The 17,963-nt window shown below is 41.7% G+C and carries 20 protein-coding genes; 2 read left to right on the top strand and 18 right to left on the bottom strand.

Annotation, left to right across the window (positions count from 1 at the left end; all coding sequences use genetic code 11):
• Nucleotides 1–60 precede the first annotated feature (60 nt).
• From QNH28_RS12370 to QNH28_RS12310, 13 genes are all read right to left on the bottom strand, one after another.
• The gene (locus QNH28_RS12370) at nucleotides 61–243 is read right to left on the bottom strand and encodes a DUF3934 family protein (protein WP_042187505.1); all 183 of its coding nucleotides are present in this window, start codon (nucleotides 241–243) and stop codon (nucleotides 61–63) included.
• A 114-nt stretch (nucleotides 244–357) separates the two neighbouring features.
• A complete protein-coding gene (locus QNH28_RS12365) occupies nucleotides 358–756 on the bottom strand; it encodes a hypothetical protein (protein WP_283911610.1) in 399 nt (132 codons plus the stop codon).
• Nucleotides 757–878: 122 nt separating this feature from the next.
• Nucleotides 879–1,964, bottom strand: coding sequence for an aspartate-semialdehyde dehydrogenase (gene asd / locus QNH28_RS12360; RefSeq protein ID WP_283911609.1), 1,086 nt, complete (start codon nucleotides 1,962–1,964; stop codon nucleotides 879–881).
• 125 nt (nucleotides 1,965–2,089) lie between these two features.
• The gene (locus QNH28_RS12355; protein ID WP_283911608.1) at nucleotides 2,090–2,692 is read right to left on the bottom strand and encodes a response regulator transcription factor; all 603 of its coding nucleotides are present in this window, start codon (nucleotides 2,690–2,692) and stop codon (nucleotides 2,090–2,092) included.
• A complete protein-coding gene (locus QNH28_RS12350) occupies nucleotides 2,692–3,828 on the bottom strand; it encodes a sensor histidine kinase (protein WP_283912130.1) in 1,137 nt (378 codons plus the stop codon). The genes QNH28_RS12355 and QNH28_RS12350 overlap by 1 nt, the downstream gene beginning before the upstream one ends.
• Before the next feature lie 161 nt (nucleotides 3,829–3,989).
• Nucleotides 3,990–5,054 carry a Delta(5) desaturase DesA gene (desA, locus tag QNH28_RS12345; RefSeq protein ID WP_283911607.1) on the bottom strand — a complete coding sequence of 355 codons (1,065 nt, stop codon included), beginning with the start codon at nucleotides 5,052–5,054 and terminating at the stop codon, nucleotides 3,990–3,992.
• Nucleotides 5,055–5,225: 171 nt separating this feature from the next.
• Entirely contained in the window at nucleotides 5,226–6,824 is a 1,599-nt protein-coding gene (locus tag QNH28_RS12340; RefSeq protein ID WP_283911606.1) for a response regulator, read from the bottom strand.
• A 16-nt stretch (nucleotides 6,825–6,840) separates the two neighbouring features.
• Complete coding sequence (locus QNH28_RS12335; protein WP_283911605.1) at nucleotides 6,841–8,187, bottom strand: ABC transporter substrate-binding protein; 1,347 nt, start codon at nucleotides 8,185–8,187, stop codon at nucleotides 6,841–6,843.
• A gap of 31 nt (nucleotides 8,188–8,218) precedes the next feature.
• Complete coding sequence (locus tag QNH28_RS12330; protein ID WP_283911604.1) at nucleotides 8,219–9,943, bottom strand: cache domain-containing sensor histidine kinase; 1,725 nt, start codon at nucleotides 9,941–9,943, stop codon at nucleotides 8,219–8,221.
• A gap of 83 nt (nucleotides 9,944–10,026) precedes the next feature.
• Nucleotides 10,027–10,890, bottom strand: a complete 864-nt coding sequence (locus QNH28_RS12325; RefSeq protein WP_094868591.1) for a carbohydrate ABC transporter permease — start codon at nucleotides 10,888–10,890, stop codon at nucleotides 10,027–10,029.
• Complete coding sequence (locus tag QNH28_RS12320; protein ID WP_283911603.1) at nucleotides 10,887–11,840, bottom strand: carbohydrate ABC transporter permease; 954 nt, start codon at nucleotides 11,838–11,840, stop codon at nucleotides 10,887–10,889. Before QNH28_RS12320 ends, QNH28_RS12325 begins: the two co-directional genes overlap by 4 nt.
• Before the next feature lie 201 nt (nucleotides 11,841–12,041).
• Nucleotides 12,042–13,397, bottom strand: a complete 1,356-nt coding sequence (locus QNH28_RS12315) for an ABC transporter substrate-binding protein (RefSeq protein ID WP_283911602.1) — start codon at nucleotides 13,395–13,397, stop codon at nucleotides 12,042–12,044.
• Between the two features lie 119 nt (nucleotides 13,398–13,516).
• Entirely contained in the window at nucleotides 13,517–14,125 is a 609-nt protein-coding gene (locus QNH28_RS12310; RefSeq protein ID WP_283911601.1) for a manganese efflux pump, read from the bottom strand.
• A gap of 183 nt (nucleotides 14,126–14,308) precedes the next feature.
• Here QNH28_RS12310 and QNH28_RS12305 point away from each other — a divergent pair, with 183 nt between their 5' ends.
• A complete protein-coding gene (locus QNH28_RS12305) occupies nucleotides 14,309–14,521 on the top strand; it encodes a hypothetical protein (RefSeq protein WP_042187476.1) in 213 nt (70 codons plus the stop codon).
• Between the two features lie 73 nt (nucleotides 14,522–14,594).
• Here the strand turns inward: QNH28_RS12305 and QNH28_RS12300 are convergent, their stop codons facing one another.
• The 5 genes from QNH28_RS12300 to QNH28_RS12280 all read right to left on the bottom strand — a co-directional run bounded on the left by QNH28_RS12300 (nucleotide 14,595) and on the right by QNH28_RS12280 (nucleotide 16,957).
• On the bottom strand, nucleotides 14,595–14,759 hold the full coding sequence (locus QNH28_RS12300; protein WP_283911600.1) for a hypothetical protein: 165 nt from the start codon (nucleotides 14,757–14,759) through the stop codon (nucleotides 14,595–14,597).
• A 149-nt stretch (nucleotides 14,760–14,908) separates the two neighbouring features.
• Entirely contained in the window at nucleotides 14,909–15,802 is an 894-nt protein-coding gene (locus QNH28_RS12295) for a polysaccharide deacetylase family protein (RefSeq protein ID WP_283911599.1), read from the bottom strand.
• A gap of 130 nt (nucleotides 15,803–15,932) precedes the next feature.
• On the bottom strand, nucleotides 15,933–16,526 hold the full coding sequence (locus QNH28_RS12290; RefSeq protein WP_283911598.1) for an LOG family protein: 594 nt from the start codon (nucleotides 16,524–16,526) through the stop codon (nucleotides 15,933–15,935).
• A gap of 88 nt (nucleotides 16,527–16,614) precedes the next feature.
• Nucleotides 16,615–16,800: a hypothetical protein gene (locus tag QNH28_RS12285; RefSeq protein WP_283912301.1), complete on the bottom strand. Its 186-nt coding sequence runs from the start codon at nucleotides 16,798–16,800 to the stop codon at nucleotides 16,615–16,617.
• Nucleotides 16,739–16,957, bottom strand: a complete 219-nt coding sequence (locus QNH28_RS12280) for a hypothetical protein (RefSeq protein ID WP_283911597.1) — start codon at nucleotides 16,955–16,957, stop codon at nucleotides 16,739–16,741. The genes QNH28_RS12285 and QNH28_RS12280 overlap by 62 nt, the downstream gene beginning before the upstream one ends.
• A gap of 249 nt (nucleotides 16,958–17,206) precedes the next feature.
• Between QNH28_RS12280 and QNH28_RS12275 the strand changes: the two genes are divergently transcribed.
• The gene (locus QNH28_RS12275; protein ID WP_283911596.1) at nucleotides 17,207–17,878 is read left to right on the top strand and encodes a tetratricopeptide repeat protein; all 672 of its coding nucleotides are present in this window, start codon (nucleotides 17,207–17,209) and stop codon (nucleotides 17,876–17,878) included.
• Nucleotides 17,879–17,963 lie beyond the last annotated feature (85 nt).

The raw sequence follows: 17,963 nt of genomic DNA, 5'->3' as shown, positions 1-17,963 counted from the left end.
ACCTGATTTTAACGATCAAAATCAGATGTTAACCTTCAGGAATAATTGATTTCAAGGGAGCTATTTCGAGCTTCCGCTTTTTTTCACGTTATTGCCCTTGCTTCCACTTGCATCTTTAGCGCCTGGACCCGTAGTTGGAGCACCTTTTGCAGGTTTAACTGGTTTTGCTGTTTTGTTCCAGCGTGTCCAGCCCTTACTCCCCGTACCTCTGCCCGTGCCGCCACCTTTACTTTTTGCACCCATCATATCACTCCGTCAGTCATTCAGAATTCGTATAGTTTATACACTTCATCTATTTTACCACACTCTCAACCTTTCTGTTAAACTAATAGCTCAGCTTCATCTAACTAACCTCTGTTAGAATTTAGCATCTTTAATCATTTCATGAATATCAAAGGTATTCTCATGGATTGAGATGGCGATCACCGTGTCCTCTTTTTCAAAAAATTGTACATGCCCTAACCGCTTGTCCTCCAGCTCCACCCAGCCAGCATCCTCTAATTTATTAAAGTAGTGGTCAGGTCGATAGAGACCTTGTTCTCCCCCTATATTATCCAATTCGTACTTTACACCTATTTTTATATTGGGGTTACTTGAAGTTGTTGTCACTTCGATTTCCTTGGCTTTTTTAGGAATAGGAATTTCAGCATTAATGGAAGATACTCCATACTCTTGTACCTCTTGAGTTGATGATGTACATCCAGTTACTAAGATTGATAATGACAGCAAAATAAAAGTAAATAAGTACTTCTTCAATTAAATTCCTCCTTCTCAGGTGATAACTTATTTTACCAAATCAATCCATTAAAAAACACCCCACCAAAGACTAAGCTTTGATGAGGTGTCTATTTCGAATCAGCTTTACAAGCTCAAACATGTTATTTAGGCTGAATATAACCTTCTGCTTTCAGAAGCTCAGCGATCAATACAGCACCGCCAGCTGCTCCGCGCAGGGTGTTATGGGAGAGACCCACGAACTTGTAATCATAGATGGCATCTTCCCGAAGTCTGCCTGTCGATACGCCCATACCGTTCTCAATATCACGATCTAGTTTGGTCTGTGGACGGTTTTCCTCTTCGAAATAAGTAATGAACTGTTTAGGTGCGCTAGGCAACTCAAGCTCTTGCGGACGTCCTTTGAAGCTCTTCCAAAGGTTTAGAATTTCTTCTTTGGATGGCTTTTTCTCAAAAGAAACAAATACAGCAGCCATATGTCCATCCGCTACAGGCACACGGATACACTGCGAAGTAATGGTTGGTGCTTCACTTTTTACGATACCTTCGTCTTGAACACTTCCCCAGATCCGCAAAGGCTCTTGCTCGCTCTTCTCTTCTTCGCCACCGATGTAAGGAATCACGTTATCCAGCATTTCAGGCCAGTCAGCAAAAGTCTTACCTGCACCAGAAATCGCTTGATAGGTTGTGACAACAACCTTAGATGGGTTAAATGCTTTGAGTGCATGAAGCGCAGGCACATAACTTTGAATAGAGCAGTTAGGTTTAACTGCAATGAAACCAGTCTCAGTTCCGAGACGTTTTCTTTGCTGCGCAATAACCTCAAGATGCTCTGGATTAATCTCAGGAATGACCATAGGCACGTCAGGCGTCCAGCGATGCGCTGAGTTATTGGAGATTACTGGAGTACCCGTACGAGCATAAGCTTCTTCGAGCGCTTTAATCTCATCTTTTTTCATGTCTACTGCGCAAAAGATCAGATCTACGCCCGCAGCTACTTCTTCTACCTTAGAAGCATCTTGAACCATAATATTCTTCACGTTCTCAGGCATTGGAGTGGATAGCTTCCATCTGCCCTTGGCCGATTCTTCATACGTTTTCCCAGCAGATTTAGCACTGGCAGCAATCGCAGTTACTTCAAACCAAGGATGATTCTCTAGAAGGGCAATAAAACGTTGTCCTACCATACCTGTGCCGCCAACTATGCCGGCTCTTAGCTTTCTTGACATCAGAAAATACACTTCCTTTTGATTAACTGTCCTATTGTGAATAATAGGCCGATAATTAATGATATACGGCTCGAGAACATTTGGCGAGTGTAAACATCAAAATAACATTAAAAAATTTATTATATTCATTTAAACCAGCCTTTTTCCTTAAATCGAGTGATCGCTTCAATCCGATTACCCACATCCAGCTTATCGAGGATAACAGAGATGTAATTCCGTACCGTACCCGTGGTAATGTACAGTTCACTGGCAATTTCTTTCGTATTTTTGCCATCGGCGATCAGTCCGAGCACTTCCTTCTCCCGCTGCGTCAACGGATTCACTTCACCGCTGTAGGCTTCATCCATCAGCTCCGGTGCATACATACGTCTGCCTGCCATTACATTCCGGATTGAAAGTGCCAGCTCTTCACTAGGACTGTCCTTCAGTAAATAGGCATGAACACCCGCCTTCAGCGCACGTTCGAAATATCCCGCCCGAGCAAAGGTCGTTAAGATCATTGTTTTGCAGCCGCTATTCTTCAGCGCCTCTGCAGCGTCGAGACCACTCATCGCCGGCATCTCAATATCCATAATACAAATATCTGGTTTAAGCTGCTGAACCAACGCAACAGCTTCTTCCCCATTACTTGCTCGGCCCACGACCTTCATATCCTCTTCTAAATCGAGCAAAGAAGCCAGAGCCCCGAGGAGCATTCGTTGATCCTCAGCGATTACAATTTTAATCATTATAGGATGACCTCCTGTTTCTGATGCTGGAATGCATTAGGTACTTTAATCACGATCGTAGTACCACCATCTCTCACGATATCCATACAGCCATTTACAAATTCAAGACGCTCTCTCATGCCTTGCAGCCCGTGACCTTTAAAATAAAGATCATTCCCGGGAATCCCGGTCCCATCATCTTTCACTTTAATGACTAGATCTGTACGAGAGGGTTTAATCAAAATAGAGCAAGACTTTGCCCCACTGTGCTTCACAACATTAGTGACAGCTTCCTTTATACACATGCTGAGTACATTTTCCGTAATCAATGAGGTATTGGTTAGCTTCGGATTCCCCTCCAAAATAAAATCAATCTCAGCAGCAGCAAGAAACTGCTGAATATGGATAAGTTCATCTTCAAGCCGAATGCCGCGCATTCGCGTAACCATTTCCCGAACCTCTTTCAGCGCACTTCTCGCTGTCTGTCGTACATCATTAATCTCTGCTTTGGCTTGTGTAGGATTAGAGTCAATTAGCTTTCCTGCCAGGTCACTCTTCAGACCAATTAATGAAAGCTTCTGACCTAATGTATCATGAAGATCTCGCGAAATCCGTTGACGTTCTTCAATCTTAACGAGTTCGGAGATTCGCTTATTCGCATCCTCCAATTGATCTTGTAACTTGCCTTGATTATTTCGGTTGTACGTACTGATTGGAAGTAGAATCACTGCAATCATACTTACAAGTACGAACGGGAGCTGACTAATAAACACTGAGTTACGCGAAAGCAGCTCATAATTGATCGTAATGATCGTAGTTAACAGATGAATAGAGTACAGAGTGAAGAACCCTACTCGATTCTGTATGTTTCCAATAAAAAAGGCTAAAAAAAGCGCAAAATACATATATCCGAACAAAAGCGTCATCGTTATAGACACTAAAATTTGAACACTCGTCCAGAAATAAACCAGCCAGCCCTTAGAAACAAAAGAAAGTACATAACAAACAAAAAATACAGCGATCATCAAGATTCCCCAAACTACTTGATAGGTAGAGGAGGAGCGAAATATAAAATAAAACGGTAGAATGTAAAAAACGACCCACACATAAGGGCTTAGACCTGTACTTTTATGAAAGATATGATGCCACTTTTGCATGACCGCGCTCCTTTTTACCATACATTGCTCTCCTTATTCTAGCACAAATTCAGTGAAAATCTGTCGATCTACTCCCCTAAACAGAAAAAGATTAGAGCCACGAATGATTTCTCCGGCTCTAACCTTTCACTGTACTCTTATTTTGTTCGAGCCGATAATTATTATTCTCCTTGGAGTCTAGTCTTATGAACTTGCAGAACTTCTCCCGCTACCTTAGGTTTGCTTAGTCTCGACTTTACCTCTTTAAAGCTGATGAAGCACTTATTCTCCTCATCCCAAAGACGGAAGTGTAGAGCCTTTAGGCTAGTGCTAAGCGTTATAGTCGTCGCCTTTTGCAATGGTGGCGTAGCATTATGTGCTTTTTCTAAATTATAGTTGGGTACCTTCGGACTTAAATGATGGACATGGTGGAACCCGATGTTCCCTGTGATCCATTGCAATAGCTTAGGCAGCTTGTAATATGAACTTCCCTCTACTGCAGCCATAACATAACTCCACTCCGATTCATTCTCGAAGTAGGAATCCTCGAACTGATGCTGAACATAGAACAACCATATTCCGAGAAAACCGGATACAAAAGCTATAGGCAATTGCACCATGATAAAGGCTTGCCAGCCGATCGCCCAAATAAGCAAACCATAGAGAGCTGCGATAGATACATTTGTTAAATAGGTATTCATGCGCTCTTTACGTCTAGCGCCTTTAGCATTAAACCGATACTGAATCATAAAAACAGCAATGGGTCCTAAACCGAACATCACGATTGGATTACGGTAAATCCGGTAATACAGACGTTTCCAGAATGAAGCTGCTTCATATTCGTCAACAGTCATAATCCATATATCGCCAATCCCTCTTTTATCGAGGTTACTGGAGCTGGCGTGATGAATGGAATGACTATGCTTCCACTGCCGATAAGGAACAAGCGTTAATACACCTGTGATCGTTCCGATAATGTCATTCGCTCTGCGATTCTTAAAGAACGATCCATGCGTACAATCATGGAAAATAATAAAAGTTCGGATTACAAATCCTGCTGCAGGAATGGCCAACAAAAGGGTGAGCCAGTAGGAAACGGATAAAGAGAAATAAGCTCCGCCCCATAACAGCACAAGTGGCCCTAAAGTATTAATGAGCTGTCTTATGCTCGCGTTGCGGTCGTTTTTTTCGTAAGGGGCTACACTCTTTTTAAGACTGGAGAGCTGTGATGTCTGTTTTGTAGTCATCTTTATCGTTTCCTCCTTGATGTGTCTGGCTAAGGATCTTTTTTATCTATCCTAAGTATAGGAGATAAAGTGTCATCCTATAAGTCATAAATATCAAGTAAAGAGTATGATAAATGTCATACTTTTGCTCTATTTTTACCCATTTAGCTATGCATTCCGAGTAGTTCTTCGTTAATTAGCTTGCTTCGCATGCTCTTCACGGTATTCCGTAGGCGTCTGACCACTAGCTTTCTTAAAGACTTGAGTAAAATATCGTGGATCCTGATAACCAACAAGTGGAGCGATCTGGTACACCTTTACATTACTGCTCTGCAATATATACTTCGCCTTCTCCATTCGACAGTGAGTAACATACTCCAAGAAGGTATACCCTGTTATTTGTTTAAATAAAGTACAAAAATGACTAACACTAAGATCGGCAAGCTCCGATACCTCTTCAATACTTAAGTCTTTATGATAATTACTCTCGATATAACGTTTCGTCTTCTCGATGGAACTGCGTGTATCCTCACGATTTACAGGTTTACTACCTTGATCTAATCGCTCCCCAAATTCTTCCTTCAACGCAGACATCATTTCACTCAAGGTACCCAAATGTTGCAGCCTGCTTAATAATCCATGTAGAGACCAATCCGAATTTAGATTCAAATGTTCAAAATGTCTGTATAGCACGACAACCATTTCCACAAGAAGACGTTCTGCTATCTCCTTAGGAATAGCTTGTGCTTCAATATATAGTCCCAACTCATCAAACAAAGATGACATTTTGTTTCTGTTTAATGTGCGGATACTCTCAATCAGCGAGGTCTCCAGCTCTTTTGGATATTTAACTTCTTTATTGCCTGCGAAAGTTGTTTCCTCATCTATAAACACCCCGGCAAGACCAGAATAGAAACGTTGATACAAAGCCTTCGCTGCCAAAGGATACACCGTGCTTAATTGATCAATCCCTTGTGTACAGCGACTGATTCCTACAGAACAACTTAGCTTGGAGTATCTTTTGATCCCTGTAATCAATTGTTCACCGAGTTCTCTTCTACTTGCGCTTAAAGATCCAGGAAAAAGCAATACCCACTCTCCGTTATGAAAAGGGAAGACCGTAAGCACTCCATGCTCTAACGACCACTCTTCAACAATATTACGGATCGCAAACAGCCACAGCCGTTTTTCTTCCACACTCCAATGCCCAGTAAGCACAGAATAATCATCCAATTGGACAACAGCCATAAAATATCCGCTCTCAAGTTCACTGTTCTCCAGCCATTTCAGATGCTCAAGCGGCCTTGCATTTCCCAAAGTGATTTCAGCAAACATCCTTTCACGTGCTAGCATCGACAGCATCTGCACGGAATGCATCATCTGATCGTTCTCTTTTTGCTCATCCAGCCTCGTTTTCGCTCGGTATAGCATTTCAACCAGTTCGTCATGGTCAATGGGTTTCAGCAAATAATCAAAGGCTCCTTGACGCAAAGCTTCTCTCGCATATTCGAACTCCCCATATCCACTTATAAAAATAAATACCAGCTTAGAATTCTTTGGTAGGACTTCCTTCATCAAAGTGATTCCGTCAATCACAGGCATGCGGATATCGCTGATTATAATATGCGGCGTAGTTTCTTCTATTAATCGGAGGGCTAGTTCTCCATTTCGAGCCTCTCCCACAATCTCCATCTGAAGCTCATCCCATGGAATAGCTACCTTTAGGCTACGAAGAATAATCGGCTCATCGTCTACGAGAAGTACTTTATATTTCTCTTGTAACTCATCCATTCCAGCACCTCCATGCTTATTGAACACTTGAGCTTTGGATCAGATTCCAGTATTGCATCGACGATGCCTGCATTTGCTTTAAAGCCTTATCCGCAGACATCTCTTGGTTAATCATTTTTTCGATAACACTTAGGAACGTTTTCTTAACTTCAGGTGATAATACGTTATCGTAAGGCACAAAGCTTTTGCGGTTCACTTCCATCATTTCCATCACTTGCGCGAATACCGGCCCCGTCTTCTCCGGATCAAATGCAATACGAATGGATGGAATTCTCAGTCCTTCATATACAATTCTTGTCTGCACTTCCTGTGTGTAAAAAGCCTTCATAAGATCCAAAGCAGCTTCCCGTTTAGCTCCATTTAGTTCAGAGGAAAGACCAATGCCAATGGTATATCCCCCCGCAATCGAAGGCTCCTCTCCTTGCTTTAAAGCAGGAAATGGAATAACCCCTACTTCATTCTGAAAATCAACTGGAGCCGCAGTACCTGAAAATAAATTGATATCCCAGTTCCCGTTTAAATACATCGCAGCCTTTCCGCTTGTAAACAAATTGACCGCACTTTCTGTTGAGAGATCATTAGACTGGGGACTAAAGGCTCCTTCTTTTATCCATTGATTCAAATGCTCAAAAGCCTTTAAATAGGACTCATTCTGAAAGCTCGCCTGATCTTCACCTGTAATAAGCTTCTGAAACAGCTCTGAGCCCGCATAACGATCCATTAAATAATGTGCAAAGATCCCGGCAGGCCAACGATCTTCGTTCCCGAGTGCAAACGGAATGTATCCTGCGGCCTTGAGCTCCAGTATCACATCATCGAGTTCTTGAAGCGTCGTAGGTGCCACGAGACCAAGCTTGTTGAATATAGTCTTATTGAAATATAGGGGTTCAGCATTTCCTTCAATCGGCAATCCATAAATATGGTTGTCAAAGGTCCATAAATGCAGATCCTTAAATTGATTGGTTAAACCGTTCTCTCGAACAAAATCAGTCAAATCAACCAGACGATTAGAGCGCACATATGGCTCTATTTCGGCTCCACCAAATAAGACAAACATATCTGGTGGTGTACCAGTAACCATCTCGCTTTTCAGCTTTTGTTCGCGGTGTATCGTCTGGTCTATTCCTTCAAAATTAACTTTCACATTCGGATGCGCAATCTGGTATTTATCCACGATCTCTTCAAAGATAGCCAGCAGTGGCCGGTCATGCTCTTTGTTCCAGAAATGTCGAAAAGTCAGCGTTATTTTTTCTGGTGAATTATCTTCAATCGGCTCCTGATCTCCTAACGTAATAAATAAAACAGCGCCAGATATCAGTACTAGATATATCCACATCCAGCCCCACTTCAATACCCACTTCATATCAATCCCCCCTATTCCTCTGTATGATCGATTATGGCAATATTTTTGGGATTCGGATTCGAATCGTTGAACCAAATCCTGGGGATGAACACACAAGTAGGCCGTATGGACTGCCAAATCGGATTTTCAGGCGTTCATGTACATTCTTAAGCCCTACACCGCTGTCGCTATATTTCCTCTGGCCGCTTCCCTCTTTGTCCCACAGATTCATCATCTTGGCTAAGTCAAAGCCCGGACCGTTATCTTTTACGATAATGATCATATCCGTGCCCATTTCATAGGCTGTGATTTCAATGATTCCAGGGTCTTCCATCGGCTCAATCGCATGGTACAATGCATTCTCTACAATGGGCTGAACGATCAGCTTTTGAGTCATAAATGTTTTAAGACCTTCAGGAAGATTTATATTGTACGAGAATTTATCCTCAAAACGGAACTTCTGAATATCCAGATAATGACGGACATGCTCAAACTCCATTTGCAGCGGAATCAGCTCTTGATTCTGACTAATACTGATTCGCAGCAGCTTGCCTAGTGAAATGACCATTTTACTAATATCTTTATTGCCCTGCAGCACGGCCATCGAATTAATCGATTCGAGTGAATTATAAATAAAATGAGGATTAATCTGCGCCATTAATGCCTGCATTTCTGCTTCCTTCTTCCGCCCCTGCTCCGTCTGCACCTGCACAATCAACTCGTTGATCTGTGTGCTCATCCGATTAAAACCATCTATTAGAAAGTCACTTTCATCATCGGCACGATAACGTGTAGTGATAGGAGTAAAAATCCCCTGCTTCACCCGCTTCATCCCGTTGACCGCGCTGTTGATGCTATAAACGAGCCTTCTAACAAAATATCGGTCAAACAAAAAGGCAGATAACAATGAAACCGTACTCAAAATAATCGCAATATTACGAATAGATATGGATTCCGAAGAGATTAGATTCATTGGTGTAATCGCTGCCAAATACCAGTCTTTATTATGTGAAGGAAGGAAGGTTATGAGTGATTTTTCTCCCTGATAGTTGTCGATGTAATAGTTTTGTTCCTTGGCATATTCATTTTCTAAAAAAGGGAACTCCGTGCGCTGCCCAATATGTTCACCAGATTTGTTAAAAACGATATTCCCAAGCTTGTTCACCAGCAGAATATCTCCCTTCTTGAGCGTTGCTGCCTCCCAAAAAATCTGATCCAGTAAATCAGGTTTAACATTAACGACCAAATAGCCTATATCTTCAAGAGAATAATAATCTTTGATCACTCTGGCTTGCACAAGTGCCGGATGGCCGGATAACGCCGAGCCGTTCTCACCGGGTCCTGACCATACAGGCCGTCCCTCAGCCCTTTCCATCGTATTAAACCAACTCTGCTTCTTCAGCTCCTCAAAGGACATCGGCGCATTATATTGATAGAGCAACCGATCTTTACTATATAAACTAAATGAAGTAATCATCGGATGATTAATGAGTAAATTGTTAAGCTCCTGCTTGCGATCATAGGTGAGCACAAAGTTCGTCTGCTTGAGGGATTGTTGAATCACCGGCTGTGTGATCGCAGAGTTCGTGATCGAGGAGATTTCACTAAGAGCGAATTTGAGCTTCCGATCCGTTTCGAGCAGTGAAACCCAATAGAAGTTGCTTGATTTTTTCTCCATTGCATTAGAGAAGTTAACGTATGTAACGATCCCCATCAGAATCACTGGAATAAAGACGAGAAGAATAATAGCGAACAAGATTTTACGGCGGAGCTTCATGGTATTCCCCTTCCCCCTGCTGTCTCTGTCCTCTAATATTCTTCACGAAACCGCCTATTCCCTTGTAAAGGTTAAAAGTAAGATCAGCTCTTAATGGCCCCTGAAGTAAGACCCGCAATCACCCAGCGGCTAAATAACAGGAATACGATCAGCAGTGGCAAGGTCGCCGTAAACGTAGCTGACATGATCATTCCATAATCCAGACCGTCACGATTGGAGAATAGCTGCTGGAGTGCGATTTGTATTGTAAAATGCTCTTGGTTCTTCAACACGACCAAAGGCCAAAAGAAGTCATTCCATACGGTCATAAAATTCAGAATACCTAGAGTCGCCATAGCTGGTGTGATAACTGGAATGGCGATGTTCCAGAAGATCCGGAAATGTCCGCCACCATCGATCCGTCCAGCTTCGATCAGTTCCGTATGTACAGCTGTAGAGATATACTGCCGCATCCAAAAGATCCCGAAGGCATTAACCATAGCCGGAACAATCAGTGCCTTAAAAGAGTCGATCCAGTGGAGCTTGGCCATAATTACGTAAGTAGGTAACACACCAAGCTGCTGGGGTACAAATAGAGTGGCAATTACAAAGTAGAACAGTATATTTTTAAACGGAAATTCATATTTAGCAAAAGCATAACCAGCCAGTGTACAGAAAAATACGACTGAGATGGTTACCATGGACGAGACGAATAATGAGTTTCCAAGGGCTTGAAAGAAATCTGTTTTATCCAGTACCCGTTGGAAATTGTCAAAAAACTGGTTCCCAACCGTAAGCAAAGGGGGTACATGGAATACTGCGCCCCTATCATTTGTGCCAACCACAAACATCCAGTAAAAAGGAAAGATGGACACGAGCGCACCAAGAATCAGAATGAGATAAAATCCTACTTTGCCGAAAATCCCAAGATCATCCGGATCTTTTTTTAATAGACGCACTGTACTCACGCTTTACCCCCTCCTGTATCTCCACCCATGCGGCTTGAGACCAGCATATTAAGGACAGAGAATATAATCGTGACTACAAACAGCAGAACTGCCGTAGCCGCCGCCGTACCGAAGAATCCATTGCGGAATGCTTCGCTGTACAAATAGGTAACCATAGTGATCCCTTCCTGACGTGTAGATCCCGTTCCTGATTGTCCTAAGAATACATAAGGCTCAGTGAACAGCTGCAAGGCACCTATGGTCGAGAGCAAAGTGACAAATACGATGAACGGTTTCAGTAGTGGCAAAGTAATGAAGGTTAATTGTTGCCTTCTGTTCGCTCCATCAATTCGGGCTGCTTCATACAAATCCGTGGGAATACTTTGAAGTCCTGATAGAAAAATAATGGCATTATACCCTGTCCAGCGCCACATCACCATGGTTGAGATCGCGATCTTGACCCCCCACCAGCCAGAGTTGAAGGCCACACTATCCAGTCCTAAACCGCTAAGCAGCCAGTTGATCATCCCGTTGTTCCCAAACAGCGTACTAAATACCAGTGTAACCGCAACGATAGATGTAATATTGGGCATGAAAAAGAGAACGCGGAACGTTTTCTTGAACCGAGTCATCCCCGAATTCAACAAAACGGCAATCAAAAGCGCCAATAGGATCTGTGGAACAGTTCCGAGCAGTCCCATAATTAATGTGTTGCTAAAAGAAATCCAGAAGGTAGGGTCGCTTGTGACCAAATCATAATTTTTCATCCCTACGAATTTCATAGGGTTCAGCGCATCCCATTTAAAGAATGAGAGGTAAATCGTAAAAAAGATTGGATATAGTCCAAATATCGAGAACAGAATAAAAAAAGGAGAAATGAAAGTATATGCAGTGATGCGGCTCCTTCTTTGTTCAGTTAAAAAGGGGCGCTTGCTCTCGGCATGCGGACTCGAAATAACAGGTTGTGCCATGTCACACCTCCAGGTAATATAACGTGTCAAGCATAAACGTCTTCGGCGTCCTTATAATGACGGTAAGCGTTTATGCGAGAATTATAAGGATACAGTATTGCGTGAAACTTATACTTTTTTATAATTAAATCCGAATTCATAGAGAATGATGTTCTCCATGAATCCGGACCTTCAAGAAATTGAGCTACTAAGTTAGAAGTCTTAGCTGCGTTCAGCCAGTGTCTTCGCTTGTTTTACAGCTTCATCCCACTCTTTAGCCGGATCAGCCTTTTTCTCCAGCACGTTTTTCAGTGCATTTTTGAAGAAGGTATCCGTTTGGTCATGAAGTGGACCGTAGTATACAGGTTTTACACGATTAGCAGCTTTACCAAATTCAACAGCCGTTTGTTGGCCACCGAAGAATTCATCCTTGAAATCTACGAATGCAGGATCTTCGTACAGGGCAGGAATTGAAGGCATCAACCCTTTTGTTTTGAATGATTCCAGTTGATTATCCTTGTTATCCATCCATGCGATAAAGTCATAAGCTTCTTTCGAGTGTTTACCTTCTTTAGGCAGTGTCAGGAATGAACCACCCCAGTTACCCGCACCTTCAGGAAGCTGCGCGATTTTCCATTTACCAGAGGAGTCTGGCGCGTTACTCTTAACATTTCCTGCCATCCAAGCAGGTCCCATAACTACAGCAAACGATCCGTCGTTCATGCCTTGGCCCCATTCAGGAGACCAGAGCATTACATTGCTGATCCAGCCTTCTTGGATACCCTTGACCGTGAAATCATAAGCTTTGCGAACTTGTGGGTTGGTGTCTCCGATAAAGCTGCCATCCGCTTTGCTGAAATAGATTTCATCCGCGGATTGGTCACGCAATGCGTTAAATGTCAGATCAGTAAGGTCTACAAACGGTTTGCCTGTCTTTTCCTTGAAGGCTTTGGCTACAGCAGCGAACTTATCCCAAGTATCGATTGCTGCGCCGAATCCTTCGGAGTCAGTTGGTAATCCAGCTTCTTCAGCCAAATCTGTTCTGTAATATACAACCGTTGGACCGATATCTGTAGGAAGACCCAGTTGGAAGCTGCCATCTACAGAAGAGGCTTGTTTCCATTTCCAATCCAGATAGTTCGCTTGAATATCTTTGGCCCCAAGATCATTCAGGTTATAGAATTTATCCTGTGCATTAATAAAACGCTCCATGAAACCGATTTCAAGTTGGAAAATATCAGGTGCGCCTGATCCCGCCGATAAAGCAGTGGTCAAATTATTATGGTGAGCCGTTTGGTCACCGGTATTTTGAACCTTGATCGTTACGTTTGGATGTTCCTTCGTGTACTCTTTTGCTAAATCCTCGTAGTTCACGTTACCGAGTGTCCAGAAAGAAAGTTCGATTTTCTCAGCAGGCTCGGTGCCCTCATCTTTTGCGGGTTCACTTGTGCTTGCTGCGTTGTTACCTGTATTTTTACTCGATGCATTGTTCTCGGCGTTGTTGCCTCCGCATGCTGCTAGTGATCCTACGAGCATGATAGCGACTAACGAAAGCGCCAAGTGTTTTATTTTATTCATTCCCCTGTACCCCTTTCAAAGGTTTCTCTTACAAGATTTAGTGTACAGGGTTTATATTCTTTTTTTGAGGAGGCAAACTTCCGATTTATGGTGGAAATAATTACGAACTCAAGTTCAGCTTAAATAAATATTTCATACAGACCAATGCCTGCTAATAATAAACCACCGATGAGTTCAGAATGTTTTCCGAACCAGGTTTTGGAGAATCGATTTCCTATTTTCAAGCCGACCGCTACAGTAATAAAAGAGAATACGCCTACTGAGATCGCTGTAAACGCTGCATTCACGCCGCTTATCCCTGCTCCAAAGCCTGTAGCAATACAGTTTATAGCTAACGCCACACCAAGCCAAATCGATTCTTGCCATTCGAGCACTTGCCGGTAGCCACTATCTGAATTAGAAGTAACTAAGGGAGTAGACTCTATGCCATCCATCGCACTCTGTGCTGTTTCAGTCGATGTTGGTTTCTTATATACGGCTCTGATGCTCCAGATTCCCATAAACAGAATCAAGCACCCTCCAATGGCATTTCCATTCGCTTCAGAAAAATATTCTGACACATACTCACCTGAGGTTATTGAGATATATGTAGCCAGCATCGACAGAACTGCAATGATCAGATTAGAAAATGGTGTAATTCTTGTAGACCTAGCGCCAAAGGAAACACCTATTCCTAAGTTATCCAAATTTGAAGCCAACCCAATAATGATGATAGAAAGCCAATGCATAGCTAGACCCCCTTAATACATTCATAACTATGTTATGTCTGAGATGGGAGTATAGAATTTTGTCCAAATGTGTTGCTCATAAAATGTTCGTCAGCTTCACTTATATTGGATTTCTCGTGCTTCCGCAGGTATACTATTTTTATTTCTACCTTCATTAAAATGATCAAAAGGAGTTAAACACTTATGCCAATTAACCGCCCGCTGCTAACAGACAGCGATTTCCAAGAAGCCGTTGACCGCAAACTACCCGTTCGTGTGTTTCAGGACGATCATTTAGTGAATTCTGGAGCCACGGTTGTCCGCTTCACTGATTCTGATGTAGTTATTCAGTCGAGGGTTAGTGATCTGACTTATTACGCTCGTAAGAGTTGCCAATTCTATGAGGTTAGACCCTAAAAAAAATCCGGAACACAGTGACCCTTGGGATCACTACGTTCCGGATTTTTTCAACAGCCATATGTAGTAGCTCTTACTTAATATTTTTGTATGTGCCATGCATTTTCATTTTCTCATTCAAGACTTCTTGAAAACTCTGCTTCTTCTTCTTAGATCTCTCTTGCTTAGGATTGACCACGGGCTGAGGTCTAAAAAATTGATGATTGTAAGCCATAAGATTATGTACCATCACATTCATTGAATTCCAACCTCCTTTGGTAATCATTTCCTGTAATTTGTGAAGCTACCTATAACTACTTTACAATTAGTTACCCAGTATTGCTTACGCCTAAACATTGTAATTACATTCTGAATACACAATGTTAAACGGTCGCTTTTTCCATTCCTCTAAATGCATCTTTGTAAATCACGAATGTCTTTCCACGAAATAAGTTTAATCCGCTCAGTTTTAAGCAATTGCTTAATCTCAATATCATTTAGAAGACGATATTCCATTTCTCTTTCTGTATAACAGTTCGTTATTGCTATTAACTGATCTGATATTGTAGATGGATGTAAAGTTAACTGGGTTATTCCAGGTTTTAAATTTTTTAATAGTTCGCTTAACTTCATTTTCATGTTGCTATACTCAGCAGCGGGATTAAAGCAATATGGAAGAGAAACTATATCATCGATTAATAAGATTTTTCTGTCTTTTGCTGAAGAAATTCTATTTTGAAATAATTTCAATTGATCATTATTAAAAAATGGTTGTTCTAAAATCCTAATAGGTAAATTAAAGGGTAGACGGTACTTTTCACATAAATCAAAAGTTATTTCTAAAAAATCTCTTCCTGTGAATAACCCCATAATACTTCCCCCATGACTATCCAAGTGAGTTGGATCAATTCCATGTAAATTTGCGCTTTGAATCTGTGCTTCTATTTCTAATCGTACCTCGTCATCATCGGCATTTCTTTCCATGAGAGTGCCATCATGATGAAAATATCCTTCTGCTGTGAGTAAACTATTTAAGTTTCTTTTTTGGAATACTGGTTTATACGGATGTTTCTCGCTACTTGTTAGAGTAAGATGTATTCCAATGTTCTTTATTCCTTTCTTATTGCTTATCTCCATTGCTTCATATGAGTCTAAGCAAGGGATCATAATAGATGTGGATGTTATTGAGTTTTTTTCAAATAAGTTAACAATGGCTTCATTAGTTCCTTTAGTCATTCCGAAATCGTCTGCATTAATAATTAACAAACGGTCTTCAGCCGCAAAACCTAATTTCCGAATCATAAATCTTCCTCCTGTCAGTAATTGATATGAAAAGCAAAAAAACAAGGACACAAACCCCGTGAAGTGTTTGTGTCCTTGTTGTGCAAAGCGTATCGTTAATTCACTCTCTAGAGCAGCGAAAACCTTGAATCTAGCGCTGTGATGGAAATCTAGCGTTCCCAAAGCCTTTATCACTATGATCAACTTGACCTCTCATCAGTTCAAGCAAATATTCGGGATCAGAGTTCATATCTAACATTTTTAACGCATTTTTTGGGGCAAACCCTTCACTTACACTATGAGTGATCATGGCTAGCAGTGGATTAAAATAACCTCTTATATTCAGCAGACCTATAGGCTTCTGATGAATCCCAATCTGCATCCAGCATAGAATTTCAAATAACTCATCAAAGGTTCCAAGACCACCCGGCAGGGCAATAAACGCATCAGCCATACCGCTCATAACGGCCTTACGTTCATGCATACTAGAGACCTCAATCAGATTCGTTAGCCCGGAGTGCCGGATTTCATCTTTAAAAAGATCCACTGGCATGATACCGACGACTTCTCCACCATTTGCCAACACTCCGTCTGCCACCTGACCCATCAGACCATTTCTCGAGCCTCCATAAACCAGCCTACAACCTTGTGCAGCTATATGATAACCCAACTCTCTAGCCATTTCCGTATATTCTGAATTAAGACCTGGATTCGATCCGGCGAACACACATATTGTAAAAGCCATACCTATCACTCCAGACTGGTTATTATGGTTCAATTGAGATAATTCACTTATTGTACATCAGAATATTAAAATAAGTGTTAAATGAAAGTCATCTTTTTGTTTGTATCGTTAATTGGTACAGTTTACTATTCCACTCTGCAGTAACATCTAGCGCCTTAGCCAAAGCTGCCGCTGGAACAAGTGATGTATAACTTACTTTAATGGCGCCTTCTTTAAAAATGATTTTCTTTCCTTCTTTCGAGAGGGTCATAAGTACCATTGGCAAACTGTCCAAAAACATTACTACCCCAGGCCCAAACGGTTCCGTCGGTCCTCAAAGCGAAGGAGCTTCCGCCCCAAAAGCCAGACGTAGCAACAATTCCCTTAATTCCACTCAACGGCGCGGATGATGAATCCGCACTTATTACTTGCGGGACTGACGTTGCAGCCATAAAAGTAGAACAAACAAGCAAACTAAACAGCCTTAGCTTCCTAGTTAATAAATTCATCTTGTTTTTCCCTTCTTATGATATTATTGTAATTATTATTCATCTTACACTAAGACGCTATTAAGCGGCTTAAAGTTGTATTATTTTTAAATCCCGGGATTCAGATTGCTTTGAATTATGTTATAATTACGCTGCCTTAGATCTACTCTTTTCAATCGCAATACCGGAACCAAATGATTATGGAGGGAAGTTATGCTTAAATTTATAGGTGTTTTACTGCTCTTCAGATTAGTGGGCAACCCTTTTCTGGCTATATTCATCCTGCTTCTTATCTTGTATTTCTTGGATCGGCGATATGTGGGCATCTTCCCCAGCATTACAAAGCCCTTCAAAAGAATGCGTCAAATTTCCAAGCTGCGTACAACCATTTCTTTAAATCCTAATGATGTTTCATCCAAATTTGATTTAGCGCGGAGTTTGGCAGAACGTAAAAAATACAGGGAAGCGAAGGATCTCCTACTCCAAATCGAGGACCGTTATGAACAATCTGCCGAATATTGGGTAGAACTCGGACATGTGAATCTTAAGTTAGGCGCTTTGGAGGAAGGCGAAGCACAAATGCTTCGTGGTCTGGAGATCAACCGTAAAGCTCAATATGGACAGCCTTACCTATGGTTAGCGGAAACCTTCCGCCATACGAATCATGATAAAGCATTACATTACGTTACTCAGTATCAAGAAATCCAGTCTTCTTCTTCTGAGGCGTACTATCTAGCTGGCTCCATGTATAAAGCGCTTGGTAGATCAGAGGATGCGAAACGAGCTTTCGATGAATCCACCACTGTTTATCGTTCACTGCCTAAATATAAAAAACGTCAGGAGCGCGGTTGGGCGTTGCGCAGCTTTTTCGCCAAGATGAAATAAGTCTGACGACTCCTTAACCAAAAAACGGAGATCATTTCTTATTATCAGAAATGATCTCCGTTTTTTTTTAATAAATTGGGGGTGA

Origin of the sequence: Paenibacillus sp. G2S3 (genome assembly GCF_030123105.1) — a bacterium.
Classification (GTDB): Bacteria; Bacillota; Bacilli; order Paenibacillales; family Paenibacillaceae; genus Paenibacillus_AQ.
This window is presented reverse-complemented; position numbering and strand designations above follow the sequence as displayed.